General features: G+C 70.2%; 27 protein-coding genes and 1 pseudogene. 19 read left to right on the plus strand and 9 right to left on the minus strand.

The features are described 5' to 3' along the window. The first annotated feature begins 286 nt into the window (after positions 1-286). The 9 genes from AB0G50_RS18925 to AB0G50_RS18965 all read left to right on the plus strand — a co-directional run bounded on the left by AB0G50_RS18925 (position 287) and on the right by AB0G50_RS18965 (position 5,594). Complete coding sequence (locus AB0G50_RS18925; protein WP_360109859.1) at positions 287-802, plus strand: HNH endonuclease signature motif containing protein; 516 nt, start codon at positions 287-289, stop codon at positions 800-802. A 140-nt stretch (positions 803-942) separates the two neighbouring features. Then, positions 943-1,287, plus strand: a complete 345-nt coding sequence (locus tag AB0G50_RS18930; protein WP_360109995.1) for an endonuclease VII domain-containing protein — start codon at positions 943-945, stop codon at positions 1,285-1,287. Then, on the plus strand, positions 1,284-1,604 hold the full coding sequence (locus AB0G50_RS18935) for a hypothetical protein (protein ID WP_360109862.1): 321 nt from the start codon (positions 1,284-1,286) through the stop codon (positions 1,602-1,604). The genes AB0G50_RS18930 and AB0G50_RS18935 overlap by 4 nt, the downstream gene beginning before the upstream one ends. A 439-nt stretch (positions 1,605-2,043) precedes the next feature. Continuing rightward, entirely contained in the window at positions 2,044-2,844 is an 801-nt protein-coding gene (locus AB0G50_RS18940; RefSeq protein ID WP_360109865.1) for a hypothetical protein, read from the plus strand. A 21-nt stretch (positions 2,845-2,865) separates the two neighbouring features. Further along, the gene (locus tag AB0G50_RS18945) at positions 2,866-3,384 is read left to right on the plus strand and encodes a hypothetical protein (protein WP_360109868.1); all 519 of its coding nucleotides are present in this window, start codon (positions 2,866-2,868) and stop codon (positions 3,382-3,384) included. Between the two features lies 1 nt (position 3,385). Further along, positions 3,386-3,667, plus strand: coding sequence for a hypothetical protein (locus AB0G50_RS18950; protein WP_360109871.1), 282 nt, complete (start codon positions 3,386-3,388; stop codon positions 3,665-3,667). 171 nt (positions 3,668-3,838) lie between these two features. Then, positions 3,839-4,594, plus strand: coding sequence for a hypothetical protein (locus AB0G50_RS18955; RefSeq protein ID WP_360109874.1), 756 nt, complete (start codon positions 3,839-3,841; stop codon positions 4,592-4,594). Between the two features lie 109 nt (positions 4,595-4,703). After that, positions 4,704-5,069, plus strand: coding sequence for an Lsr2 family protein (locus tag AB0G50_RS18960; protein WP_360109877.1), 366 nt, complete (start codon positions 4,704-4,706; stop codon positions 5,067-5,069). A gap of 123 nt (positions 5,070-5,192) precedes the next feature. Then, a complete protein-coding gene (locus tag AB0G50_RS18965; protein WP_360109880.1) occupies positions 5,193-5,594 on the plus strand; it encodes a hypothetical protein in 402 nt (133 codons plus the stop codon). A gap of 585 nt (positions 5,595-6,179) precedes the next feature. On the opposite strand, the gene AB0G50_RS18970 is transcribed toward AB0G50_RS18965, so the two are convergent. Then, complete coding sequence (locus AB0G50_RS18970) at positions 6,180-7,082, minus strand: hypothetical protein (protein ID WP_360109883.1); 903 nt, start codon at positions 7,080-7,082, stop codon at positions 6,180-6,182. A 343-nt stretch (positions 7,083-7,425) separates the two neighbouring features. Beyond that, positions 7,426-7,638, minus strand: a complete 213-nt coding sequence (locus tag AB0G50_RS18975; RefSeq protein ID WP_360109886.1) for a hypothetical protein — start codon at positions 7,636-7,638, stop codon at positions 7,426-7,428. 605 nt (positions 7,639-8,243) lie between these two features. On the opposite strand from AB0G50_RS18975, the gene AB0G50_RS18980 reads away from it, so the two are divergent. From AB0G50_RS18980 to AB0G50_RS18990, 3 genes and pseudogenes are all read left to right on the plus strand, one after another. Further along, entirely contained in the window at positions 8,244-9,095 is an 852-nt protein-coding gene (locus AB0G50_RS18980) for a DUF5753 domain-containing protein (protein WP_360109889.1), read from the plus strand. An 11-nt stretch (positions 9,096-9,106) separates the two neighbouring features. Further along, on the plus strand, positions 9,107-9,319 hold the full coding sequence (locus AB0G50_RS18985) for a DUF397 domain-containing protein (protein ID WP_360109892.1): 213 nt from the start codon (positions 9,107-9,109) through the stop codon (positions 9,317-9,319). Between the two features lie 110 nt (positions 9,320-9,429). Beyond that, a pseudogene (locus tag AB0G50_RS18990) lies at positions 9,430-10,371 on the plus strand (AMP-binding protein); the annotation flags it as partial. Positions 10,372-10,377: 6 nt separating this feature from the next. Here AB0G50_RS18990 and AB0G50_RS18995 read toward each other — a convergent pair. After that, entirely contained in the window at positions 10,378-11,589 is a 1,212-nt protein-coding gene (locus AB0G50_RS18995) for a glycosyltransferase (protein WP_360109895.1), read from the minus strand. A gap of 544 nt (positions 11,590-12,133) precedes the next feature. Here AB0G50_RS18995 and AB0G50_RS19000 point away from each other — a divergent pair. The 3 genes from AB0G50_RS19000 to AB0G50_RS19010 are packed head-to-tail and all read left to right on the plus strand — an operon-like array spanning position 12,134 to position 13,834. Next, positions 12,134-12,757 (plus strand): response regulator transcription factor, encoded by a 624-nt coding sequence (locus AB0G50_RS19000; protein WP_360109998.1) that lies wholly within the window; start codon positions 12,134-12,136, stop codon positions 12,755-12,757. Between the two features lie 12 nt (positions 12,758-12,769). Beyond that, positions 12,770-12,985 (plus strand): DUF4287 domain-containing protein, encoded by a 216-nt coding sequence (locus AB0G50_RS19005; protein ID WP_360110001.1) that lies wholly within the window; start codon positions 12,770-12,772, stop codon positions 12,983-12,985. A 57-nt stretch (positions 12,986-13,042) separates the two neighbouring features. Continuing rightward, positions 13,043-13,834 carry an alpha/beta hydrolase gene (locus AB0G50_RS19010; protein WP_360109898.1) on the plus strand — a complete coding sequence of 264 codons (792 nt, stop codon included), beginning with the start codon at positions 13,043-13,045 and terminating at the stop codon, positions 13,832-13,834. On the opposite strand, the gene AB0G50_RS19015 is transcribed toward AB0G50_RS19010, so the two are convergent. Continuing rightward, positions 13,831-15,696, minus strand: coding sequence for an ABC transporter ATP-binding protein (locus tag AB0G50_RS19015; RefSeq protein ID WP_360109901.1), 1,866 nt, complete (start codon positions 15,694-15,696; stop codon positions 13,831-13,833). The genes AB0G50_RS19010 and AB0G50_RS19015 overlap by 4 nt on opposite strands. A gap of 29 nt (positions 15,697-15,725) precedes the next feature. Continuing rightward, positions 15,726-16,898: an FAD-dependent monooxygenase gene (locus AB0G50_RS19020; protein ID WP_360109903.1), complete on the minus strand. Its 1,173-nt coding sequence runs from the start codon at positions 16,896-16,898 to the stop codon at positions 15,726-15,728. A 157-nt stretch (positions 16,899-17,055) separates the two neighbouring features. Between AB0G50_RS19020 and AB0G50_RS19025 the strand changes: the two genes are divergently transcribed. The 3 genes from AB0G50_RS19025 (at position 17,056) to AB0G50_RS19035 (ending at position 19,286) form a co-directional block, all read left to right on the plus strand. After that, complete coding sequence (locus tag AB0G50_RS19025; protein ID WP_360109906.1) at positions 17,056-17,955, plus strand: PAC2 family protein; 900 nt, start codon at positions 17,056-17,058, stop codon at positions 17,953-17,955. A 222-nt stretch (positions 17,956-18,177) separates the two neighbouring features. Further along, the gene (locus AB0G50_RS19030; RefSeq protein WP_360109909.1) at positions 18,178-18,588 is read left to right on the plus strand and encodes a hypothetical protein; all 411 of its coding nucleotides are present in this window, start codon (positions 18,178-18,180) and stop codon (positions 18,586-18,588) included. A 134-nt stretch (positions 18,589-18,722) separates the two neighbouring features. Then, a complete protein-coding gene (locus tag AB0G50_RS19035; protein WP_360109912.1) occupies positions 18,723-19,286 on the plus strand; it encodes a hypothetical protein in 564 nt (187 codons plus the stop codon). On the opposite strand, the gene AB0G50_RS19040 is transcribed toward AB0G50_RS19035, so the two are convergent. The 4 genes from AB0G50_RS19040 to AB0G50_RS19055 all read right to left on the minus strand — a co-directional run bounded on the left by AB0G50_RS19040 (position 19,283) and on the right by AB0G50_RS19055 (position 23,770). Then, positions 19,283-20,251, minus strand: coding sequence for an LLM class flavin-dependent oxidoreductase (locus AB0G50_RS19040; RefSeq protein WP_360109915.1), 969 nt, complete (start codon positions 20,249-20,251; stop codon positions 19,283-19,285). The genes AB0G50_RS19035 and AB0G50_RS19040 overlap by 4 nt on opposite strands. 36 nt (positions 20,252-20,287) lie before the next feature. After that, a complete protein-coding gene (locus AB0G50_RS19045) occupies positions 20,288-21,424 on the minus strand; it encodes a hypothetical protein (RefSeq protein ID WP_360109918.1) in 1,137 nt (378 codons plus the stop codon). 17 nt (positions 21,425-21,441) lie between these two features. After that, a complete protein-coding gene (locus AB0G50_RS19050; RefSeq protein WP_360109921.1) occupies positions 21,442-22,587 on the minus strand; it encodes a hypothetical protein in 1,146 nt (381 codons plus the stop codon). 118 nt (positions 22,588-22,705) lie between these two features. Continuing rightward, positions 22,706-23,770: an acyl-CoA dehydrogenase family protein gene (locus tag AB0G50_RS19055; RefSeq protein ID WP_360109924.1), complete on the minus strand. Its 1,065-nt coding sequence runs from the start codon at positions 23,768-23,770 to the stop codon at positions 22,706-22,708. Positions 23,771-23,917: 147 nt separating this feature from the next. On the opposite strand from AB0G50_RS19055, the gene paaZ reads away from it, so the two are divergent. Continuing rightward, positions 23,918-25,942 carry a phenylacetic acid degradation bifunctional protein PaaZ gene (gene paaZ / locus AB0G50_RS19060; protein WP_360109927.1) on the plus strand — a complete coding sequence of 675 codons (2,025 nt, stop codon included), beginning with the start codon at positions 23,918-23,920 and terminating at the stop codon, positions 25,940-25,942. Positions 25,943-25,958 lie beyond the last annotated feature (16 nt).

The raw sequence follows: 25,958 nt of genomic DNA on the forward strand, positions 1-25,958 counted from the left end.
CTGGCACGTGCGATCCAGCGGGTTGCGGTGGCGAGACATGTCCTGTGCGTTGAGCGGCCACGCTCGGGCGAGCTGCCCGTGGACCACCCGCCCACCTACCTGGCTGTGCTGTCCGAGGTCTTCGGTGACGCCCATGCGCTGTAGCCGTTGTGGCACAACGGAAACGGTCCGCCTGTACCTGACACGATGGCCACGCCAGGTGCCGTTGTGCAAAGCACACGCGGCTTCCCACTTCAAAGCCGCGAGGCGGGACCACCTCGCTCGGATGCGTAGTAGGTACGGGGACATGCGGGCACGTGCAGACCAGGCCGCGGCGCACCACATCGTGTTGCGGGCGGACATCCTCGGCACCCTGGCCACGGACGACCCGGCGGTGATCGCGGGGACCTCGAACCTGCTGTCAGCCCTGGCGAACACCGCACGACGCTACTGGGACGACTGGGACGACCAGGCACACCGGGCTTTCGGCTCGGCGAGGGAGCGCGCGCGGGCGGCCGGTCACAAAGCACGGGCAGTCCGGGCGCACGCGCACGCGGTGCCCGTGGACGTGCCGTGGCTGCGGCGGGCGCATCGGGACCGGTGCGTGTACTGCGGGGATCGCGTGGAACACATCGACCACGTGTGGCCATTGCACCTCGGCGGTGACGACGCGCCGTGGAACCTCGCTCCGGCGTGCGCGCGGTGCAACCTGTCGAAGGGAGCGAGGTCGCTGTCCGACTGGTGGCCCGCGCACCTCGCCGTACTGGCGGACTCCGAACGGGTCCGGGTCGAGGCGCTGTGGGACTCGCTGCGACTCGCTTGAGGACGTGCGGCAAGTGCAAGATCGAGCGAAGGCTCGGCGAGTTCCACCGCGACGGCACCAGGGCGGACGGGTTTCACCCGTACTGCAAGGGATGCCGGGCCGCCTACCACTTCGCGAATCGGCACTCGGCGCGTGCGCGGATGGCGCGGCGGGCCGTGCTCAAGCGCGAACAGGTGCGGGACCGACGGCTCCGGGCACGCTACGGCGTGGGAGTGGCCGACGTGGACGACATCCGCCGGCACCAGGGCTATCGGTGCGCCATTTGCGGTGTGCACGAGGACCACCTTCCGCGTGGCTTGGTAGTCGACCACGACCACGGCTCCGAGCTGGTGCGTGGGTTGCTCTGCCACCGATGTAACAGTGGCCTCGGCCTTTTTCAGGACTGCCCGCAGAAGCTGCGGGCGGCAATCGAGTACTTGCGAATGGCGGAGGAACTTCTCGCTATCGCCCAAGAAGAACAAATGAGGAGGGCCACCTATTCATGATGCGCACCCAGGATTTCCCTGTGATCGCGGCCAGGCTCCGTCACGCGGCGACGACGTTCGAGCGCTGGTCCACGCACGTCCAGGCGGTAGCGGACAACCCGCCGACCTCGGTGCCGCCGATGATCGTGAAGGGTGTGCCCAGGCCGGTCGAGGCCGAAGTCATCGCGCGCGCTGATCAGGGCATGACCGCGGACCTGCGTGTCGTCCGAGCCTCCGTGATCCAGGCGGTACTGCACGCCGAACGCGCGGTCGAGACAGCCGATCGGGTGGTCAACGAGTACTCCGGTACCCGCCGACCGGCTGGTTCTAGTGCATGAGCGCCCGAGTTTGCGTGATCTAGATCACCCGATTTTTGCGGGCTGAAGCTATCGTGAGGTGATCGCTACCGGCTGGTACTCACTCAAACGGAGTAGTCGACCCGGATTGCCGTTGATCATGGCCTGATGATTGCCGGGGGTGCTGACGTGCCGATATGTCGGTTCCGTAGCGGTGTTACAGATCGTGAATCACATTCTTGTCTCGGTGGCTGAAACCCTGTTTACCTGTGCTTTCTGCCGTGGACATCCGGATGGTTATGTGCGTATCTTCCGATTGGCCAGCGCCGGGGGGCGAACATATGTTCGAGTGCGAAGAGGGAACGAGTCTGTGGCTATTTTGGTTGAGCGTTCACCAACGTTGGCCAGGTTGGTCGAGGGCATCAGGAATGGCGTAGACGCGGGGCGACCGGAGGCGTTCAGGGGCGCAGCCCTGCCCGTCATGCTCCGGACGCTGGTGGCCAACACCACGGCCGCGGCGCTGTACGAGGACCCCCGCACTGTTGACGAGTTGCTGTTCGACGCCTCCGCCGACGACCGCTCGGCCGAAGCCGCGCTCTACGTCAGGTTCGCCGCTGACCTCGACCGCGTGGCCGCACGTGCGGTCGGTTCGTCCGCGATGGACCAGGACGACCTTCACCAGGAAGGTGCGATCCGCCTCATTGCCGACGCGCGCTCATGCAAGATCGGGGCCGACTTCGGCGGCAATGTCGCTGCGTACCTGAGACGGGCGGTGTTCACCCACCTCCTGAACATCGCGTCGACGCAGAGCTCAGGCAAGCCGACCGATCCGACCCGGCTCACGCAGAAGCTGCGTCAGGCACTGCGTGCGACCTCACGCCCGGACGGCGAGTACGACCTCATCGCGGCTGCCGCGTACGCCCGGACCAAGCACGGTTGGTCGCTCGCGACGTTCTGGGAAGTGCATAACACGATGTTCGCGGGGGCGGTCGACCTCTACCAGTGGAACGGGCACGACCGCAGGAACCTCGCGGACACCATCGGCGACCCGGCTGCCGAGGACCCGCTCGCGCGGATCGAGGTGGTGCAGACCGTGCGGGCGCTGCTTGCCTCGGACGTCCTCGCGCGGCGGGAGCGGGAAGTGGTCTGCGCCGTCTTCGGGCTCGACGGGCCTGCGCTGTCCGACACCGAGGCGGCGATCGTGCTGGGCATCTCGCGGCAGTCCGTGAACAAGAGCAAAAGGGTGGCGCTCTCCAAGCTGGCGTCACTTGCACAGAACTGAGATCCAAGGGGGCACGACCGCATGATCTTCTTCGCTTGCACGGACAACCCGGGGGACCGCGCAGCCGTCACGGGCTGTGCCGAGGGCGTCCTCGTGGTGATCAGCTCGGCAGAGAAGGGCGACGGGGTCGAGGTCGAACTCACCACCAGTCAGGCGCGCGAGGCGTCGCAGGCGGTCCGCGGGGTCGTGGCGGACCACGACGCGGCCGAGGTGAGCGTCCACGGTGCGCTGCACATCGCGCCGGGGGCCGAGGACGACACCGTGTACCTCGCCGAAGACCCCACCGGCACCGAGGTGTACGCGGTGGTGCTGCGCAACCCTGAGGCGCTGGAGTTTGCCTCGGCGTTGTCGGCTGCCGCGTCGGACTCGGACATGCGGCGGCTCAACGCCTCGCTCGGCCCGGTGCGCCCGCGCCCGCTCACGGCCGAACAGCTTGAGCGCGTCGCTGCGGTCGAGGCGGCCACCCGTGTCCTCGGCACCCGACGTGGCAGGTACGTGGTGGAAGCCGCGTTGTTCATCCTGACCGGAGAGGTGGTCTGAGGTGTCCACCCGTTCCGCGTACCTCTTCGGCGGTCCCGCAAACGGCTCGGTGGTCGAGGTCGAGGTGACCGCGACGTCCTTGGAAATCCCCGAACCCCGCTACTGGACGGGCGAACGGAACCGCGGTGCCGAGCTTGCGCCCGCGGACCCGATCGCGACCCATCTCTACGAGTCCACGGGCGACACCTGGTACGACGACAGGTACGGGCCGGTGGTCACGTTCCTGCACCGGGGGGCCGTGCCGCTGGCTGGCACTGAAAACCCTGACCGCGGACGGCGCTGAACTCGCCCTGCTTCGCCGGGCCGAACGCACCGACGCCCATTGCCCCGCTCGGCGTCATTTAGTCACGTGCAGAGCCAAACGTATGTGGGGTGCACCACAAGCGCTAGTTGCGTTTGGCTCTGCGCGTATCTACTGACGCCGGCAAACGACCCGCCGACGGGAGGAACACCGATGACCGACCAGGCCGAGATGCTGATGAGCAAGCGGCAAGTACTCATGCCGTGGCTGTGGGCCGCGACGGTCCTGGCCATGCTCACCAGCCTTGGTGAGGGGACGACCCTCATGATGAGCCTCGGCACCGAGTGGTACCTCGCGTTGCTGTTCCCACTGGCATCGGACGTGGGCTTGATCGCGAGTCTCCGAGGCGCGGCGGCACTGGCCGAAGCGGGGCGGGACATGACGGCTGCGCGCCCCCTGCGGTGGTTCGCTTCCTTGTTCTGCCTAGCTCTCAACACCGTGGGCTCGGTCCTGGATGGACACTGGGTGGCCGCGCTGTTCCACGCGGGCATCCCCGCTCTCGTGATCACGTTGGCGACCTTCGAGGAGAAGTACGCGGGCGAGTTCGCGGCGTTGGTCCAGGAACGGCGCGACGCGGAGGCGCGGGCCGTCGACCTGGCGCAGGCGGGGCGCGCGGCTGACACCGTTCAGAACGGGAACGAACAGGCAGCCACCGAGTTTGCTGCTCCCCGGCACATCGAGGTGGCTGAACCTGTCCGACCCCGTCGCGAAGGCGTGACCCGCCTTCCGCGCCGCACCGACGCCGAACTCATCCCGCAGGTCGCCGCGATGGTGGCGGCACTGCCCAAAGGCAAGGTCACCCGGCGTGCCGTCCAAGCCGAGCTGCGCGTGTCCCCCGAGCGTGCCGGCCGGCTGCTCAAGGCGGTAATCAGCGGCTCGGATGCCGAGGTCGCGACCGCCTACCTGTAGCCCGAGGCTCCGGGCTGCGACGCCGGCCCGAAGACACCCAGACCTGTTGCCGTTGCTTCGGCGGCAACCACCAGATGACAGCCGAAATCAGTAAAGGGAGAACACCACAGTGGTACAGAAGATCACTACGCGTCTGGTGGACGACGTGGACGGCTCCGACGCGGCCGAGACGTTGACGTTCGAGCTGGACGGGGCGCACTACGAAATCGACCTCTCGGAGGCGAACGCCGCAGTGCTCCGCAAGACGCTCGACCCGTTCGTTCTGGCTGCGCGCCCGACGTCCAAGCGCAATGGTCGGGCCGACACCAAGAAGCGGCGGGTGCGCCCGGTGACGCTCGCCGGTGCCGTTCCGACGAAGGTCGACCGGGAGCAGAGCAACGCCATCCGGGAGTGGGCGAACCGCAACGGCTTCACGGTCAGCACCTACGGCCGCATCCCCGCCAAGGTCGTCAGCGCCTACGAACAGGCACACTGACATGAAGGACCCCGTACCCGATTCGGGTGCGGGGTCCTGTCGTCGTTGTGATGTTCATGGCTCGCTGTAACACCGCGACTCCGGAACGCGACTTCCTCTCTGGTTCACGTTGAGAGGAACACCATGCGCCTACAGGTCGGCTCCCTAACGTTCGCTGCGGTGCTCGCCGCTGCTGGATGCGGGGTAGGTAAACCCGATGCTCCGCCTGTCACCGTAGGTTCAACCGCGGTCTCGCCGAAAACGTCGGCAGTGGTTGAACTCGGTGAGGCGTTCACGGCTGACCACTCAGCCGCATCGTGGCACGGCAAGGTCACCTCGGCGGAACTCGACGGCAAGGCCGTGATCATCCGCACCACCTTCACCAAGGCGGAGGCGGTCGACGCGGTGCCCGTGTGTGAGGCTGGACGGGCGACCGCAGGCCGAGTTGGTGCCGACTTCGTCAGCGTCACCGTGCGCACGGCGGACGACGCGTCCATTGCCGCGTGGAACAAGTTGCGTGGCGACACCGCCTGCGGGCGCGTTTAAGGGCAGGGTGGCGTGAGTGTCCCGCCGCGCCGGCACCGGGGCACTCACGCCGGCTCATGTCCCCGGCCTCAAGTCTTGCTGATGATCACGTCATTGTTAGTGCCTGGCTCCCTGTACCAATGAGGGAATTCATCAGGGTGGGGAGCGCGGACGCACCTCCGGTTTGTGTCCGGTTCCTTCCTTCCGCACTCCACAGGTGGCACCTCGCCCTCGTTCGTCCAACGCATAGGCATCATGACCCCTTTCGATGGAGGACATTTAGGGTTTCGGTACCGTGATCGAACTCGATGATTACTCGGCCGCCTTCTATTACCGCGGCTTGGTACAAGGCTCGACCCAGGCCGATCAAGACTCGAACCGCCTCTGTAATGCTTGCGCCCTCATGTTCCACGACCTCAACCAAGGCCTTCTGGGTTTCCGGGCTTATGTTCACTTGCAATCGTGTTAGCGCGGGCTCCTCAAGATTGTCGGCCAAGGAGGTTCCTCTCGTGGTGACTGGTAGATCACGACGGCGGACCCTGCGCCAATGGTTTGAACACGAGGTGACGCAGGGTCTCTAGCTGATCCGGTGCCGTCAAGACGTGGCTATATGACCTCCTCTTCGTTGGGCTCTTCACGGGGAACCCCGTGACAGTCCGCGCTGGTTGGCGGCCATCGATTGACCCCGAACTCGGCAAGCGGAAAGTAGTTCGATACGGGAAGACTGCTGTCCACTAGCGCGTGCAGGTACAACCGCTGAAGGTCGTCGGCCAAGTCATCGTCATCAACCTCGCCGATCGCCGCCCGTAGTTGTGCCCTCGCGGCCCGGTGGCGGCCTTGCGCTTGGTGGCACCTAGCAAGGAGAACTCGGCAACGCGCCTTTCCGAGGCGGCTAGATTCTTCAACGCTGCCGGTCGCGTTACTGGCCTTGATGAACGCCTCATACTGCGCGAGCGACCTCAGAAGATAAGTGGTCGCGTCGATTATGCGGTTGGCGCGTAGGCGCGTTGCCCCGTGCTCGCGCATGGCGAACGCGATGCCGTGTGCATCCTTGTGGCTGATCTGTGTTCGCAGGTACATGTCAAGGCAGTCGATGATTCTGTTCCACCGACATCGGGCGGCGAACACGGCTGCAAGGTCGGTCAAGGCTCTCTCCATTGCGCGCTTGGTTGCCAGGGATTGCCTGTGAAGCTCTTTGGCGCGGCAAATCTCCACGCGGCGCAATGCCCAGAGTTCAGCTCGACGGAAGGCCATGCGCGAAGTCAGGTATTCAACGGCGATGACACACAACCGTTCCATCCGACTGAAAAGTCGGTTGTTCTCGGCGAGGTCCCGGCAGAGTGCATCAACCTTGTTGACGTCGACAACGTCAGCATTTGTCGAAAGGTCGTGCCAAAGCTGAGTAGCAATCTGTACAGCCTTTTCGTAGTCGTCTCGAGCTACCAGGCTGCGGACCTCGGAGATCATCAAAGCCAATTCTGGTGAAGATTTTTGACCGGTGTTGTTCATTGTGCATCTCTGTTGATTGGGAGTGCTCGGATCTGACTCCGGGTTGTTCGTCAGGGGGAAATGGGGAGGTGTCGAGATGGTCGGGTACGGTCGTGTAACTCGACCTGAGAAGGTGTGTTGATGCGCCCTGTTTGTGAGCGTTTGCTGTGCGCAACGATTTATGGATGTGGCGGTGGCGCAGCTTTGCGGCTGTCGGCAGCCTGCGAGTTGGCAACCTGTCGCTCGATATCGCGAGTGTGCGCACCGCGAAGAAGTTCGGTATCACCAGTGCAGTTTGCGCAGCCGGGGCAGCCCGGCCCGGAGTTCGAGAACCGAACCAGGCAAAGCCTTGCCGTTGCTTCGCTCACTTTTTTACCCTTTTTTTCTGTTGCAATTTTGCCGCGTTCTGCCGTGCTGACCCTGCTGCCTCCTCGGGCGTCTTCTTCAGCTCGCTGACAAAGTAGCTTCGGTACACCCCGCGAGGGTCGCGCGCGGATATCGTGCCACCTAGTCGCCGCACCAAAGCCTCGCTGTACGGCGCGATCTGCACCTCGTATACCGAGCCGTCGAGTTGCACGAATCGCATTGATCCGGGTGCAGGAAGTTCGCCTTCGTATCCGGACTGGCTGGCTACCACGGCAGTCGCCCATGAACACGCCGCAGCCAAACGAACTGCGCGCGGCAGTGCTGGCAGTCGCACCGTAGGCACCGGTGGAACTTCGTCAAAGTGGCGGTCAAGACCCCCAGTCCGACCGTCGCTAGGGCTGCCCACAAAAGGCTCACCTCCTATCGTGCTTGAGGTGCGGAGCGGGGCCGGGACCGGCAGGTCGGGTTGCCGGTCGACCAACCCCGCTCCGCGTCTTCTGGGGCGAACGGCGACGGGCGTTCCACTTGGCTGCGGAACTCTTGCGCCCGCGCCACACCCGTCAACCGCTCGCCTTTAGACCGGCGGGAAGCCCTGAAGCTCGGCGACGGATGGGAGCCTCGTTGCTCCGCTTCCAGCGCTTCCCGCCGGCGGTGCGGGGCTGGGCGATTCGGATCGCTGACCCCGACCCCGCACAAGAAGGGTAAGGCAGCATTGCCAGCTTCGGTGAGCCCAAACGGGTGAAAGCTGGCAATGCCCGTTCAGTCACTCGGTCGGGTAACGGGGGGTGGCAGTGCCCGTCGGGCAGACTTCGCGCCATGACGGAACGGATGGACTCGTACGACGCCCGGCTTGAGTTCGGCAAGCTCGCAAGGACGCTCCGGGTGGCGGCTGGGCTGGAGCCCGGAGCGGCCGAGGCTGAGTTGATCGCTGCGGTGGGCGGGTACGCGTCGGTGCTGTCGAAGCTGGAGACATCTCGGATGGCTCCCAAGCCGGGCCATGTGAGCTGGATGCTTGCGCGCTACGCGCCGTCGAAGGCCGACGCGGATCGGTTGGTAGCGCTCGCTGATGCGGCAAGCCAGCGCGCGCAGCCTGTAGCGGGTGGCGTCCACACTCGTGAGTACCTGGCCCGGCTGAAGCGGGCCACGCACTTGTGGATGATCTACAACGAGATCCCCGGATCGCTGCAAACCTACGAGTTCGCTGCTGCCACGTTGGCGAAGTCGCCGTTGGTCAGCTCCGCGGAGGACGTTGACGCGCTGGCACGAGATCGATCCAAGCGAGGTGAACGACTGTTCGCGTCGACTGGCCCGCAGGCACGCATTGTGCTCGGCGAGGCGGCCCTCGATCGCATGGACGGTGGGCCGGACGTTGCGTCGCGGGAACTTGAGCGGCTGCTAGCTGCGTCCAGGCTGCCCAACGTGCACCTTCGGATCGTGCCGAGTTCAGCAGGTTCCGTCACTGGTTTGAGCAACCCGTTTACCCTGCTGCACACCGAGCCTGACGAGTGGTTGGCCTACGTCGGTCACTTCGCTCGGAACGAGTATGTCAAGAAAGATGTCGGGCGCTTCCGGCTTGTGTTTGATCATGCGTGGGGTACAGCAGCAGCTTCTGAGGTTCAGACCCGAGCGATACTTGAGGCTCGGATTGCTGACCTCACCCAACGCTAGGGAGTGCAACGATGTCGACCCAGGCCACCGCCCGTCCGGGTGTCAGGTGGCGAACAAGCAGCTACACCAACGGCGGCCAGGACGCGGAGTGCGTCGAGGCAGGGATTCCCTCCGCTGGTGACTACCGGCTTGTGCGCGATACCAAGAACAGGGAAGGGGACGAGTTGAAGCTGACAACGCGGGCGTTCGTCCGCTTCGTGGAGAGCTTGAAGGGCTCGGAGTGAGCGTCGGGGCACCCTGTCAGCCAGGGTGCCCCGACCCTGCCTCGCTGGTCGCGGGCGGTCGGTGCGTCCTGGTTTGCGCAGGTCAGAGCCCTGCGCTACATTACGGGTACCTCCCACTTGAGCACTGCTTCGGCATGGTGATGGGCAACCTCGCGGCGACCTCGCACGGCGCCTGCGTGGTGATCCCCGCGCCCGCGTTCGACCCGGCCGCGACGCTGCGGGCCGTGACGGAGGAGAGGTGCACGTCGCTCTACGGCGTCCCGACCATGTTCATCGCCGAACTCGCCGCGCCGGACTTCGACTCCTACGACCTGTCCTCGTTGCGCACCGGGATCATGGCCGGCTCGCCGTGCCCGGTCGAGGTGATGCGGCAGGTGGTGGACCGGATGGGGATGGCCGAGGTGTCCATCTGCTACGGCATGACCGAGACGTCGCCGGTGTCCACCCAAACCCGCCGCGACGACTCGGTGGAGCGCCGGGTGTCCACGGTCGGCCGGGTCGGGCCGCACCTGGAGGTCAAGGTCGTGGACCCGGACACCGGCCGCACCGCGCCGCGCGGCACGCCCGGTGAGCTGTGCACGCGCGGCTACTCGGTGATGCTCGGCTACTGGGAGCAGCCCGACCAGACCGCCGACGCGATCGACGCGGCGCGCTGGATGCACACCGGCGACCTCGCGGTGATGGACGAGGACGGGTACCTGAGCATCACCGGGCGGATCAAGGACATGGTGATCCGGGGTGGCGAGAACCTGTACCCGCGGGAGATCGAGGAGTTCCTCTTCACCCACCCCGACGTGCTGGACGCGCAGGTGATCGGCGTGCCGGACCCGCGCTACGGCGAGGAGTTGATGGTGTGGCTGCGGATGCGGGACGGCGCGGAGCCGCTGACGGTCGACTCGGTGCGGGAGTTCTGCGCGGGACGGTTGGCGCACCACAAGATCCCGCGCTACGTGCACGTGGTGGACGAGTTCCCGATGACGGTCACCGGGAAGGTGCGCAAGGTGGAGATGCGCCGGCAGGCCGCCGTGATCCTGGGCTCGGCGGCGGACTGACGGGGGTCAGCGCGGTCGACCGGCCAGGTCGAGCAGCAGCCGGGCGGCCACCGACGCGCCGTCCGAGCGGACCCCGGTGGCGACGGCGGCGGCCCGGACGCGGGTGTCCGGCGCCAGCGCGGTGGTCAGCGCGGCGGTCAGGGACCCGGCGGTCGGTACCGGGCCGTCGTGCGCCACGCCGATGCCCAGGTCGGCGACCCGGTTCGCCCAGTACGGCTGGTCCGCGGCCTGCGGCACGACCACCTGGGGCACGCCCGCGCGGGCGGCGGTCGTGGTCGTGCCGGCGCCGCCGTGGTGGACGACGGCGGCGACGCGGGGGAACAGGGCCTGGTGGTCGACCTCGCCGACGACGAGGCAGTCCTCCTCGGTCGCGGTCAGGTCGGCCCAGCCCCGGGAGAGCAGCGCGCGGTGGCCGTGGGCGCGGACGGCGGCGAGGGCGTCGCGCGCGGCATGGGGCGCGCCGTGCAGGGGCATGCTGCCGAAGCCCACGTAGACCGGTGGCGGGCCGGCGGCCAGGAACGCCTCCACCTCGACGGGCAGCGGGCGTTCGTCGGGCAGGAACCACGCGCCGGTCTGGAGCACGTCCAGGTCCGCCGGCGTCCGCCACGGGTCGAAGGTCGGGTCCGTCGCGAGCCACGGCCGGTCGGTGAGCACGTAGCCGCGGACGTCGTCCACCGGGTGAAGGCCGTTCGCGGTGCGACTGGTGTTCAGCGGCTCGCCGAACAGCGCGTCGATGCTCGCCGCGTCCAGGTCCCACAGGGTCCGGTTGTCGGTGACCTCCGGCGGGAACGGCCGACCCGGGTAGGCCAGGGGCGCGTGGTGCGGCGACGGCAGGGTGAGCTGCTGGAACGTCACCGACACCGCGCGCACGCCCAGCTTCTCGGCCACCGACAGCGCGCCCGCCGCGGCGGGCAGCATCCCGGTCGCCACCAGCACGTCGCACCCCCGCGCCGCCTCGGTGACCGCGTCGAACTGGGCGGCGATCAGCTCGGCGGCGCGCTGGGACAGCGAGGACGCGGGCGGGGCCGAGGTGGACAGGGCGCTCGCCGACCAGCCGACCGGCGTCACCTCCGCGACGCCCGCCAACCGCCGGGCGAACTCCTCGTCCGGCGGCGCGCACACCCGCACCTCCGCGCCGAGTTCGCGCAACCGCGTCGCGAGACCCACCAGCGGCTCGACGTCTCCGCGCGACCCGTACGTCGACAACAGCACTCGCACTTCGCGATCCCCTTTGCGCAGGTCCGACTCCGGCGGGTGATTCTGCGCCGGCACCCGGGCCTTGCCGCAAGACCCGGGGTGCGCTATAAGTTGGACGTGGAAAGAGTTCGGTAATCCACTTCCCGATTGTCGTGAATCCCCGGTTACATCGCGTCTCCGCAGGTCTGCGCGGCTGCGGCCGGGCCACCGACGAAGTGCGTTGTCCCCGCCTCGCGGTGCGGGGTGTTCCGATTCGCGGTCGCGCCCGAGGGTTTCTGCCGAAACGTCGAAGGTGCCGCAGAATGGCGCGGTCGGAGGGCGTGCGCCGAAATCCCGGTATCGGCGCCCACCGCGTGCGTGGCCCGCCGGCGGCGTCGATCGTCCCCGCGGCAGGTCCGAACCGGGCGACCGCGCGGAGGTGCGCCGCCGACCGCGGTCGGGCACAGTCTGAAACCGCGAGGACGCGGCGCCGGCGTTCGGGAATTCGCGCGCGGGATGACAGGGTTCGGGCGGCACCGTCGATCGCGGGCAGGCGGTGGTGGTCGTCCTCGCCCGCCGGTCGGGGGTGTGCGTGAGGATCCTGGTGGTGGACGACCACCCCGTGGTGTGCGACGGGGTGCGGGCGCTGGTGGCGGGCACCGGGGACATCGAGGTCGTCGGGTCGGCGCGCACGGCCCGGGACGCGGTGGTGGCGGCGCGGGAGCTGCGGCCCGACCTGGTGTTGCTGGACCTCCGGCTGCCGGACATGCTCGGCAGCGAGGCGTTGCCCCGGATCGTCGCGGTGGCGCCCCGGGCGAAGGTGGTGATCTTCACCGCGTACGACGACCACGCGGCGTTGTCGGCGGCGTTGGCCGGCGGGGCGCACGGGTGCCTGCTCAAGGACGTCACCGACACGGACCTGGTGGCGCAGTTGCGCGGGATCGCCGCCGGGGTGCGGATCGTCGACCCGAGGTTGCGCGAGTCGAGCGGGAGGTTGTTGCAGGCCAGGCTGTTCCGGTTGGCGTTGAGCCGGCGCGAGTACGAGGTGGTGCGGTTGGCGGCCACCGGGCGGACCAACCCCGAGATCGCCGAGGAGCTGGGGCTCACGCGCAACACCGTCAAGACCTACCTCCAGACCGCGATGCAGAAGTTGGGCGCGCGCAACCGGGTCGAGGCGGTGCGGCGGGCGCAGGAGGAGCAACTGCTGTAGGCGTGCGGCAGACTGTCCACTGTGACCGAACCCGTGAAAGGCCCCGCGAGCTACTTCCCGTCGATCGAGAAGAAGTACGGCCGACCGATCGCCGAGTGGCAGGACCTGATCCGCGCGTCACCGCTGACCAAGCACATGGAGTTGGTCAAGTGGCTCAAGGACGAGCACGGCCTCGGCCACGGCCACGCGAACGCGGTGGTGGCGGCGACGTTGGCCGAGGGCCGGTAGTTCCGCCGGTGGCGTAACCGATTCCGGCCCGCGAGCCGGGCACCTACCGTGGTCGGCATGCGTTCACCGATCACGGGCACGGCCGCGGGTGTGCCGTTCACCGCGCTGCCGCCGGCCGACGGCGGTGCCGCGCCGCTGCTCGTCACCTGGCACATGCTGGACGCGCCGCGGTCGGACGCCGCGTTCGCCGCCGCGCTGCCGATGCGCGACCTGCCCGCGTGGCGGGTGCACCTGGGCATGCCGATGTGCGGCGCGCGGATGGTCGACGGGAGCACGGACGCGATCGTGGCGCTGTTCCGGGAAGACCCGCTGATGGCCTACCTGCACCCGTTCGTCCGGCAGGCGACCGAGGAGTTCCCGGCCGCGCTGGCGTCGATCCGCGCGCAGCTGCCGGTGGACGGCGGACCGATCGGCGTGCTCGGCGGTTCGCTGGGCGGCGCGGTGGCGTTGCGGGTGCTCGCCGACACCGACGTGCCGGTGGTCGCGGGCGCGGTGGTGAACGCGGCGATCAGGATGCGGTCCGTGGTGGACCTGTTCCCGGGCGACTACCCGTACGACGCCGAGTCGGAGAAGGCCGTGGCCGGCCTGGACTTCCTCGCCCGGGCGGACGCGCTGCGGCGCGCGCCGCTGCTGGTGGTCAGCGGGGAGCTCGACCACCCGGGGTTGCGGGCCGACGCGCTGGCGCTCGCCGAGGTGCCGGGGGTCGAACTGCGCTCGATCCCGGGCCTGGCGCACCCGCTCGCCGACGAGCCCGGCATCGAGCCCGCGCCGCAACTGCCCGCCGCCCGCGAGGTGGACGCCGCGCTCACCGCGTGGTTCCGGCGCCACCTCACGGGAACCGCCGGCTAGGACGGCACGGGGTCGGCGAACTGGGTCCGGTACAGCTCCTCGTAGCGACCCCGGGCGGCGAGCAGGTCCTGGTGCCGACCGCGTTCGACCACCCGGCCGCCCTCCACGACGAGGATCTGGTCCGCCGCGCGCACGGTCGACAGCCGGTGCGCGATGACCACAGCGGTGCGACCCTCCAGGGCCTCGGCCAGCGCCTCCTGCACGGCCGCCTCGGAGGTCGAGTCCAGGTGCGCGGTCGCCTCGTCCAGCACGACCACGCGGGGTTTGGCCAGCAGCAGCCGGGCGATGGTCAACCGCTGGCGCTCGCCGCCGGACAGCCGGTAGCCGCGTTCGCCGACGACCGTGTCCAACCCGTCCGGCAGCGCCTCGACCAGCGCGGTGAGCCGGGCCCGGCCGAGCACCTCCCACAGCTCGTCGTCGGTCGCGGAGGGCTTGGCCAGCAGCAGGTTCTCCCGGATCGACTCGTGGAACAGGTGGCCGTCCTGGGTCACCACGCCCAGCGCGTCCCGGATCGCGTCCGAGCTCAGGTCGCGAACGTCCACACCGGACAGTCGCACCGCGCCGGAGTCCGTGTCGTACAGGCGGGGCAGCAGCGAGGCGATGGTGGACTTGCCCGCGCCCGACGAGCCGACCAGCGCGACGACCTGACCGGGTTCGGCGCGGAACGACACGTCGTGCAGCACCTCGACGCCGCCGCGGGTGTCCAGCACCGCGACCTCCTCCAGCGAGGCGAGCGACACCTTGTCCGCAGCGGGGTAGGCGAACCGGACGTTCTCGAACTCGACCGCGACCGGGCCGTCCGGCACCTCGCGCGCGTCCGCCCGCTCCCGGATCAGCGGCTCCAGGTCGAGCACCTCGAACACCCGCTCGAAGCTGACCAGCGCGCTCATCACCTCGACCCGGGCGCTGGCCAGCGCGGTCAGCGGCGCGTACAGCCTGGTCAGCAGCAGGGCCAGCGCGACGACCGAACCCGCGTCCAGCTCACCGCGCAGCGAGTAGTAGCCGCCGAGCCCGTAGACCAGGGCGAGCGCGAGCGCGGACACCAGGGTCAGCGCGGTGATGAACACCGTCTGCACCATGGCCGTGCGCACGCCGATGTCCCGCACCCGGCGCGCCCGGTCGGCGAACTCGGCCGACTCGCGGGCCGGCCTGCCGTACAGCTTGACCAGCGTCGCGCCCGGAGCGGAGAACCGCTCGGTCATCTGGGTGCCCATGGTCGCGTTGTGGTCGGCCGCCTCGCGCTCGAGCCGGGCGAGCCGGGTGCCCATCCGGCGCGCGGGCAGCACGAACACCGGCAGCAGCACCAGGGCCAGCAGCGTGATCTGCCAGGACAGGCCGACCATCACCACGAGCGTGAGCACGAGCGTGACGAGGTTGCCCGCGACGCTCGACAGCGTGTCGCTGAACGCCCGCTGCGCGCCGATCACGTCGTTGTTCAACCTGCTGACCAGCGCGCCGGTGCGGGTGCGGGTGAAGAACGCGACCGGCATCCGCTGCACGTGGTCGAACACGGTGGTGCGCAGGTCCAGGATCAGGTCTTCGCCGATGCTCGCGGACAACCACCGGGCGAGCAGGCCGAGCGCGGCCTCCAGGACCGCGATGGCGGCGATCGCGCCCGCCAGGCCGAGCACCTTCGCGTAGCCGTCGCCGTGCACGATGGCGTCGACCACCCGGCCGGCGAGGACGGGCGTGGCGACCGCGAGCACCGCGACCACCACGCTGATCGCGAGGTAGCGGTACAGCCTGGCGCGCCTGCGCGCGGTGAACGCCCAGATCCGCCGCAGCGTCGCGGCGGAGAACGGGCGCTTGTCCTGGTGGGCGTGCATCGCGTGGTACAGCGACGTCCATGCGGTGCTTTCCATGTCCATGGGGCGGACAGTAGGAGCTGGACTTAGCTCGAAGTCAAGGTATTTTGCCGTTCCTCGAGCACGACCGTGTTCGCGATCCGCTGGAGGTCGCCGAAGAGGCGGGCCGCGCCCGGCAGGTGCGGCATGACGCGCAGGAAGACGTCCCGCATCCGGATGAACATCCGGGACTTCGGGAGCATGCTGTCCACGCCGCTCAGCGCGAACTTCTGGCAGCGGTCGACGTACTCGCGCATCGCCTCCTCGTAGCGGGCGAACGCGACGCGGTGGTCGGTGGTGGCGGCGAGCTCGCGGGCGAGCACGTACGCGCCGACGAGCGCGAGGCTGGTTCCGTTGCCCGCCAACGGCGACGCGCAGAACGCGGCGTCGCCGAGCAGCGCGATCCGGCCGCGCGACCAGGAGGACATGCGCACCTGGCACAGCCGGTCGGCGTAGAAGTCCTCGGCACCGTCCACTTCGGACAGCAGTCGGGGCACCTCCCAGCCGACGCCCGCGAACGCCTCCTTGACCGCCCGACGCGGGTCCGCGACGCCCTCGTCGGCCTGGAACAGGAACATCGCCTTGGCCGCGCCGGGCGTGGGGTAGAGGCCCGCGGTGCGGCCGACGGTCGAGTGCATGAGCTGCCAGTCGCCCGCCATCGGGCCGGTGGTGAAGATCGCGACCGACGCGCCGAGGTCGCGGGTGAAGTCGCGCTCCGGGCCGAACGCGAGCGAGCGCACCGTCGAGTGCAGCCCGTCCGCGCCGACCACCAGGTCGAACTCGCGGGTCGGCCCGCGCTCGAACGTGGCGCGGACCCGGTCGCCGGTGTCGGTCAACGAGGTGACGGTGTCGCCGAAGAGGTGCTCCACGCCGTCGTTGGCGTCGTTGAGGATCCGCACCAGGTCGCCGCGCAGGATCTCGAACTCGGCGATGACGCCGCCCGAGTCGCCCAGCGCGTCGGCCGCCATGGCGGAGGTGCGGCGGCCGGTGGCGTCCACGAACGCGGTGCCCCGCACGCCGGTGTGCGCGGCGCGGACCGCGTCGAGCAGGTCCATCCGGGCGATCACCTCGCGCGCGGTGCCCCGGATGTCGACGGCCTGGCCGCCCGGTCGGGGCGCGGGCGCGCGTTCGACCACGGTCGGGCGCAGGCCGCGGCGGTGGAGCCAGTAGGCGAGCGCGGGGCCGGCGACGCTGGCGCCGGAGATCAGTACGGTTCGCATGCGTACACCGTACATGCTGTTTTTAGCTGGTCAAGTGGTGTTTGGTGCACTAGTGCGCGGCGGTCGCTGCACTAGGTTTGGCGGCAACCGGGAATGGATTGGGCGGGCGGCCGTGTTGGAACCGGGAAAGGCTTGGTCGCACTTGGGGAGGCACGTGGTGGCGTTCGACCCGGAGGAGTTGTTCGAGGTCGACTCCGACGTCCCGGACCTGACCGGAGCGGTGCTGCTGCACCACTTCGACGGCTTCATGGACGCCGGCTCGGCCGGTTCGTCGCTGGTCGACCACCTGCTGGCGGTGCACGAGCACCGGGTGGTCGCGCGGTTCGACGTGGACGACCTGATCGACTACCGCGCGCGGCGGCCGACGATGACGTTCGAGACCGACCGGTGGGAGTCCTACGACGCGCCGGAACTCGTGGTGCGGCTCCTGCACGACGCCGCCGGCACCCCGTTCCTGCTGATGACCGGTCCGGAGCCGGACCGCCGGTGGGAGGGCGTGATCGCGGCGGTGCGGTCGTTGATCGAGCGGTGGGGCGTGCGGCTGGCCGTGTCGTTCCACGGCATCCCGATGGGCGTGCCGCACACCCGCAAGCTGACCGTGATCTCGCACGCGACGCGGCCGGAGCTGGTCGTGGAGAGCTCGCCGTTCTCGCGGGTCCAGGTGCCGGGCAACCTGTCCGCGTTGCTGGAGTACCGGTTGGGGCAGGCCGGGCTGGACGCGATGGGGCTGGCGGCCTACGTGCCGCACTACCTGGCGCAGGGTACGTACCCGGCGGCGGCGGTGCGGCTGCTGGCGGCGTTGACCAGGGTGACCGGGCTGGTCGTCGGCGACGAGGCGCTGGTGGAGTCGGCGCGGCGGACGGACGCGGAGATCGCCCGCCAGGTCGCCGAGTCGACCGAGGTCGCGCAGGTGGTCGAGGCGCTGGAGCAGCAGTACGACGCTTTCACGGAGGCGTCGGAGAACCTGCTCGTCGCGGACGACGAACCGCTGCCGAGCGCGGACGAACTGGGCGCGGAGTTCGAGCGCTTCCTGGCCGAACAACAACGCGACCGCTGACGCCTGGCCCCGCCTGGTCTGCCGGATGTTCGGCTGGGCGGGGATTGTTGAGCGGTGGGATTGTTCAACAATGGGACGTCGGTGCGGGTGGGATCCATTCGAGGGCGAATAGCATCGTTCTCGGATGGGTCGGAATTCCGTGGAAGCGCGGATATTCGGTCGCCTTACCCTGTTTCCCCGCGTGGCAATGACAGAGGTGCGTGTGATCCCTAAGGTTGCTTCATGGACCTGTGGGAGGGTGCCCTGTGGGGTATCGCAGGTGGAATAACGGTCGAGTTCTACGACTACCAGGCCGTGGTTCGGGCAACCCGGACCGTGCCGTGGCACGACCCGGAAGTGCCGAAGAGGCGAGTGGACGCGTCGGCGCGCCGGCGGAACTTCGGGATTTGGCTTTCCGCGACGCTCTTCCGCGTCGCCGCGGGCGGGGTGCAGGCGGCGGCGTTCAGCGCGAGCGGGCAGGTCGCGGGCGCGATCGCGGCGTTCGGCCTGGGTGTCGCGGGGCCGTTGGTGGTGGAGCGCCTGCTGGCGACCACCCAGAACGCCGCGCCCGGTGAGCAGATCACGCTCGGCGTGGGCAAGTCCGCGGAGGTCGTGGAGGAAGCGCGGAGCGGACCTCGGGGGCGGCGGCGATGAGCGGATCCACCCTGAGGTCGTTGAGGGAGACGATCGCCCGGGAAACGCCGCAGTACCGGCGTGCGGGCCTCACCCGGAGGTCGCGTTCGAGGACCTGCCGTGGAAAGCGGGTCGGTGTCGGTTTCCTGGTGAGGATGTTCACGGGACCGGGACTCATCGCGGTGGGCGCGGCATTCCTCGCCGTCGTGGTGGTCGTCGGTCTCAACGCCGGCTCGGCATCGGACCTCCAGTCGATCGGCGACAGCACGGCGACGCAATCCGCGCCGACGGGAATGCCGCCGGCCAAGGTCGTGGATCCGAAATTCGAGAGTGCGGCCCGCCTGTCGTACGTCACGACAGTCCACGTGAACGATTTCCTCGATCTCGACCGCGAGGAGCCGGTGGTCCCCGGCGCGAGTCCGGGAGCGGAGCTCGTCTACGTCGAAGGCCGGCTCGCCCTGGTGTCCGAGGCGGTGCAGGCCAGGGTCACCCGGAGCGCCGATGTGTACCTCGTCCGGTCGGTCGACGCGAGTCCGCTGGACTGCCTGAGGAGCGACCGGAGTGCCGGGCGCACGCTCGACCTGTACGCGCTGGGTCCGGGAGGTCTCGCGGCGTGCGTCGGCACGACCGGGGGTGACCTGGCCGTCGTGGGCGGGTTGGTCGTGGGCGACCGGGAGTCCCTCACGATGGCGGTGCGGGTCTGGCACCGGGTGTCCTAGTGGTAGAGGTCGGCCAGCAGCGCGTACGACCGGAGCAGCGCGGTGCGGTCCGGGGTGCTGGTGGTGACCAGGACCTCGTCGGCGCCCGCACGGGCGGTCAGGGCGTCGAGTGCCTTCGCGACCTCGTCCGGCGTGCCGTGGACGTGGCCGCGCAGCGACTCGTCCAGGTAGCGGCGTTCGCGGTCGGTCAGGGTGCGGGCCAGGGTGGCCTCCACCGGTTCCAGGGGCGGGAACTCGCCGCGGGTGCGGGCGACCGTCATCGACCAGGCCTCGGGCACCAGCACGCGCCACGCCTCCTCGGTCGTGTCGGCCACCGCGACCGTCGTGGACAGCACCACGTGCGGTCGCTCGGCCCACGGTGACGGGCGGAACCCGGCGCGGTAGGACGCGATCGCGGCGAGCATCGCGTCCTCGCCCCGGAACGCGCCGATCACCAGCGGCAGGCCGTGGCGGGCGGCGGTGTGCGCGCCCTCGCCGGTGGCCAGCACGAACGTCGGCAGCACGCGGCCCTGCGCGGGGTAGGCGCGGATGCGGGCCGTGTCGGTGAAGTAGGTCAGCAGTTCGGCCAGCTGCGCGTCGAACGCCTCGGCGTCCTGGCGGTCGCGGCCCAGCGCCTTGCGGACGCCGTCGGTGAAACCGACCGAGCGGCCGAGGCCCACGTCGATCCGGCCGGGGAACAGCGAGTCCAGGACGCCGAACTGCTCGGCCACCACGAGCGGCTGGTGGTTGGGCAGCATCACGCCGCCGGTGCCGACCCTGATCGACGTGGTGGCCGCCGCGACCGCCGCCGCGAGCACGGTCGGCGCGGAACCCGCCACGCCCGGCACGCCGTGGTGCTCGGACACCCAGAACCGGTGGTAGCCCAGCGCTTCCACCCGCCGGGCGAACTCCACGGTGTCCCGCAGCGCCTCGGCGTGCGTGCGGCCGACGCGGGTGCGGGAGCGGTCGAGAACGGAGAGCCTCACCCCCGCACCAACGCGGGGCCGCCGCGCGCGATTCCGTCAGCCGCGCCAGATCACGGCGCGCCCGCCGTCGGTACCGTACGAGTTGCCGACGACCGTTCCCCTCTCGTTGACGGCGAAGGCCGAACTCGCCGTGTAGCCGGTCGGCCCGAGCAGCGGCACCACGGTGAAGTCCGGGTTCCACCTCACCGCGCGCCCCTTGGCCGAGCAGCACCCGGTCCAGGTGGTGGACTGGCCGACGATCACCCCCGCGTCGTTGATGTCGTCGGCGAACCCGAACTCGTCGGTGCCCAGCACGGGCAGGACGGTGGGCGTGCCGTCCGGCGACCACGTCCGCGGCGCCCGGCGCGGCAGGTTCGGCTCGTGGTCGCCGATGACCCGGCCGGCGGAGTTGATCCCGGTCGTCAGCACGTTCGGCCCCAGGCTGATCACCGTGCCGTCGGGTTCGAGGACCACGCCGTCCCGACCGCTCGACCCGGTGATCACACCGGAGGCGTTGACCCGGTCCGCCGAGACGGGCGGGTCCAGCGGGTGGTACCTGCCGGCCGCGTCCCACCGCACGGAGAACGCGCGGCCGGTCGCGTCGTGCAGGTACCCGACCACCTGGGCGCCGCCGACGTCCTTGACCTCGCTGGTGCGGCTCTCCGCGCCGGCCGGGACCTCCAGCCGGGTGGGCACGCCGTCGCGACCCCACCGCACGGCGTGCAGGGTGCCGAACCCGTTGTGCGACCACCCGTAGGCGGTGCCGTCCGCGGTGAGGTGGCTCGCGTGGGTGCCGGCGTCGCCCGCCAGGGGCGCGAGCGGGGTGACCGTGCCGTCGGTGTCCCACCTCAGGGCGTGCGGCTCGCGGCTGTCCCGCGTGTCGCCGACGATCGTGCCCGCGTCGTTGATCGCGTTGGTCCGCACCTCCGTGTCGGTGTTGCCGCGGGGGAGCGGCAGCCTGGTGACCGCACCGTCCGGGCTCCACCTCACCGGCGTCTCGGTGCGCGTGCCGGTCGCCGGGTCGACGCGGACGGAGTACCCGATGGCCGTGCCCGCCTCGTTCAGGCCGGTCGCGGCGCTCGACCGGTCGCCGGGCAGGGGTGGCAGACCCGCGCCGACGAGCGGGTCCGCGTGGGCGGGTGTCGCGGTGGACAGCAGGACGGCCGCGGCCGTCGCGAGTGCTGCGATGCGCATCGTGGAGCCCTTCCCCGTCAGCCGCGCCACAGCACGGCGTGGTTCGCGCCGTCGCCGTACGCGGCGCCGACGATCGCGCCCTTCTCGTTGAGCGCGTTGGCCGTGGCCTCGGTGCGACCGGGCGGACCCTCGAGCACCACCACGCTGAGGTCCGGGTTCCACCTCACCGCGCGGGACACCGGCGTGTGCGGACCGGTCCAGGTGGTCGACGCGCCGACGATCACGCCCGCGTCGTTGATGTCCGCGGTCGAGCCGTTGAGGTTGCCGGGCAGCAGCGGCAGGGCGGTGAGGACGCCGTCGGGCGACCACGTCACGGGTGTCGCGAGCGGCCAGTTCGGCTGCTGGTCGGCGATGACGCGGCCGGCGGAGTTGATGCCGGTGGGGGACTGGGAGGCGCCCACGTCGATCGGCGTGCCGCCGGGTTTGAGGAGCACACCGCGGAACCCGTCGCCCCAGCCGGCGATGACGCCCGAGGCGTTGACCTGCTTGGGGTAGAGGTAGGTCGAGAGCAGCGGGGTGGACCGGCCGTTCGCGTCCCACCGCACGAACGTGATGACGCCCTGCGCGTTGGTGACGTACCCGAGGACGTTGGCGCCGTCGACCGCCGTGATGTAGCTGTACAGGCCGGCGCCGAAGGGGTTCTCCAACTGGGTCGGCGTGCCGTTGCGGCTCCAGCGCACCGCGCGCTGGTTGTTGTGCTCCGAGCTGGACGTGCCGTAGACCGTGCCGTCCGCGGTGAGGTGGTGGGCCCCGGTGCCGACGTCGCCGGGCAGGGGCGCGAGTGGGGTGACCGCGCCGGACGGGTCCCAGCGCAGCGCGTGGCGCTTGCCGGCGGCGTCGATCGAGTCGCCGATGATGGTCCCCGCGTCGTTCAGCGCGAAGACGGTGGACTCCGGGTCGGCGCGGGGGACCGGCAACCTGGTGATCACGCCCGCGGCATTCCACTTCACCGCCGTGCCGAAGGACTTCCCGGTGGTCCCGTCGTGGCGGTACGAGTGCCCGACGATCGTGCCGGCGTCGTTGATCCCGGTCGCGATGCTCGTCGTGTCGCCGGGCAGCGTGCCCAGGTCGACGGCGGTGATCGTGCCGGCGTTCGCGGGTGCCGCGAGCGCGGTGGCCAGCACGACGGCGGTGACCGTCGCGAGGGTGGTGCGGTGGGGCATCGTCACGCCCTTCGTCGGAGGCAGTGGCGGCTACCACTGCCATCCGTCGTCGGCGGCGCGTCGTTACCCTCGTGTATCAGCCCGCGCTTTCGGTGGAACCCGTTGGGGGATAAGGGTTCTACAGTCGTGCGGTGTCCGTGGGCACGCCCAGGCGCACCTTGGCGTAGGACTCGAACAGCCGCCGGGACACCATGGCGTGCTGGGCGGCCACGTGCGCGTCGCGCAGACACCGTTGCAGCGGCGAGGACTCGAAGACCGACGTGCCGCCGCCCAGGTCGAACGCGAGCCGGGTGACCGAGGCGGACTCGGTGGCGGCGTGCGAGCACGCCAGGCGCAGTCGGGCGCGGTGGTGGTCGGTGCTCGGCTCGCCGCGCACGGCGGCCTCCCAGCGTTGCGCCACCTCCGCGCGCAGGAACGCCCGCGCGGCGGACAACCGGGCCTCGGCGGTCGCCAGGTCCAGTTGCGCGCCGGCCTGCTCGGCGAGCGTGGAACCGGTGCCGTACGGGGTTTTCCCGGTCGCCAGGGCTTCGACCTCCTCGACCGCGCGGGCCGCGACGCCCAGGCACACCGAGGCCACGCCGACCGCCAGGAAGGCGAAGAACGGGAACGCGGGCAGCGGCCCGTCCACCGACACCGAAGGCGGCCACACCAGGCGGCGGGCGGGCACCGCGACGTCGGCCTCCCACTCGTGCGAGCCGGTCGCGCGCAGCCCCGCCGCGTGCCACGTGTCGTGCACCGTCACGGCGGCGCGCGGCAGGATCGCGAGCCGCGGCCCGTCCGGCGTCAGCACGCCGCCCACCACCCACGCGCAGTGCTCGACCGCGCTGCCCCACCCCCACCGGCCGGTCACCCGGCCGTCCTCGAGCCTGCCCTGCGGCGCGGCGGTGCCCGCGATCACCGCCCTCGGGTCGCCGAACACCTCGGCCACCGCCTCCTCGTCCAGGTACCAGGCGAGGGTGGAGGTGGCGCCGGTGGTCATCGCGGTCCAGCCGGTCGAGCCGTCCGCGCGGGCCAGGTCCTCGATCGTGGCCGCCCACGTGGGCAGGTCGAGGCCGCCGCCGACGCCCGGTGGCGCGAGCAGCCGGTGCGTGCCGGCGTCCACCAGGGCCGTCACCACCTCCGGCGGCAGTCGGCGCTCGCGGTCGGCGGTGGCGGCGTGCGCCCTGATCAGCTCGTGCACCACGCGATCATGCCACCGCGTCTGGACCGGTTCACGGGCCTCCGGCCAGGTGATGTGGGACAACGGCCCGTGCCGCCGTCGGAGGACGGGCTCTACTGTCGGGTAACGCCGGGACACCCCACCGGCGCCCGACAAGGAGGTCGACACCCGATGGCCATGCTGCGCAGCTACGTGTCCGGTCGCTGGCACACCTCGTCCGCCGAGGGCGCGCCCCTGCGCGACGCGGTGACCGGCGAGGAGATCGCCCGGATCTCCTCCGCCGGCGTCGACTTCGCGGCGGCGCTGGACCACGGCCGGCGGGTGGGCGGGCCCGCGTTGCGGGAGCTGACCTTCCACCAGCGCGGCGCGCTGCTCAAGGCGCTGGCCTCGTACCTGCGCGAGCACCGCGAGGAGCTGTACGCGCTGTCCGCCCGGTCCGGCGCGACCCGCAACGACTCGCTGGTGGACGTGGACGGCGGCATCGGCGTGCTGTTCACCTACTCCAGCAAGGCCAAGCGCGAGCTGCCCAACTCCCGGGTGTACGTGGAGGGCGTGCCCGAGCCGCTCGGGCGCGGCGGCACGTTCGTCGGGCAGCACATCGGGACGGCGCTGCGCGGGGTGGCCGTGCAGATCAACGCGTTCAACTTCCCGGTGTGGGGCCCGCTGGAGAAGTTCGCGCCCGCGTTCGTGGCCGGCGTGCCGTCGTTGATCAAACCCGCGTCGCAGACCGCCTACCTGACCGAGAAGCTGGTCGAGTTGATCGTGGCCTCGGGGTTGCTGCCCGAGGGGTCCGTGCAGCTGGTCAGCGGCAGTGCGGGCGACCTGCTGGACCACCTCACCGAGCAGGACCTGGTCGGGTTCACCGGCTCGGCGTCGACCGCGCGGCTGCTGCGCACGCACCCGGCCGTGGTGCGGTCGGCGGTCCGGTTCAACGCCGAGGCCGACTCGTTGAACTGCTCGATCCTGGGGCCGGACGCGGTCGCCGGCACGCCCGAGTTCGACCTGTTCGTCAAGCAGCTGACGCACGAGATGACCTCGAAGGCCGGCCAGAAGTGCACCGCGATCCGGCGGGCGATCGTGCCGGCGGCGCTGCTGGACGACGTGGCGGACGCGGCGTCGGCGCGGTTGGCGAAGGTGGTGATCGGCAACCCGGCCGACGAGTCGGTGCGGATGGGCGCGCTCGCCGGGTTGGAGCAGCGCGAGGAGGTCCGGCGGTCGCTGAAGTCGTTGCTGGAGGCGGGAGAGGTCGTCTTCGGCTCGCCGGACCGGGTGGACGTGGTGGGCGCGGACGCCGAGCGCGGCGCGTTCCTGTCGCCGGTGCTGCTCAAGGCCGACCCCGACCTGGCCCAGCCGCACGAGGTGGAGGCGTTCGGGCCGGTGGCGACGCTGCTGCCGTACACGTCGACCGACCACGCGGTGGAGCTGGCGGCGCGGGGCGCGGGCAGCCTGGTCGGCTCGGTGGTGTCCTACGACCCGGGGTTCACCTCGTCGGTGGTGCTCGGCGCCGCGCCGTGGCACGGGCGGCTGCTGGTGCTCGACCGGGACGACGCGGGCGAGTCGACCGGGCACGGGTCGCCGCTGCCGAACCTGGTGCACGGCGGTCCGGGGCGGGCCGGCGGCGGTGAGGAGCTGGGCGGTGTGCGCGGCGTGCTGCACCACCTCCAGCGCACCGCCGTGCAGGGCAGCCCGCGGGTGCTGTCGGCGGTGACCGACCGCTGGGTGACCGGCGCGCCGCGCACCTCGTCTGACGTGCACCCGTTCCGGAAGTCGTTGGCGGAGTTGAAGGTCGGCGACTCGGTGGTGGCCGGGCCGCGCACCGTGACGCTGGACGACGTCGAGCACTTCGCGGACTTCACCGGTGACACGTTCTACGCGCACATGGACGAGGAGGCGGCCGCGGCGAACCCGTTCTTCGGCGGTCGGGTGGCGCACGGATACCTGGTGGTGTCGTTCGCGGCCGGGTTGTTCGTCTCGCCCGAGCCGGGGCCGGTGCTGGCCAACTACGGGTTGGACAACCTGCGGTTCCTGACGCCGACGTTCCCGGGCGACGAGTTGACCGTGACGTTGACCGCGAAGCAGATCACGCCGCGTGAGGACCAGGAGTACGGCGAGGTCAGGTGGGACGCGGATCTCGTCAACCAGAAGGGTGAATCGGTGGCGAAGTACGACGTGCTGACGCTCGTGGCGAAAAGTTGATCTTTTCGGTCGGCGG

The sequence above is a fragment of the Actinosynnema sp. NPDC020468 genome (genome assembly GCF_040642015.1).
Taxonomy (GTDB): domain Bacteria; phylum Actinomycetota; class Actinomycetes; order Mycobacteriales; family Pseudonocardiaceae; genus Actinosynnema.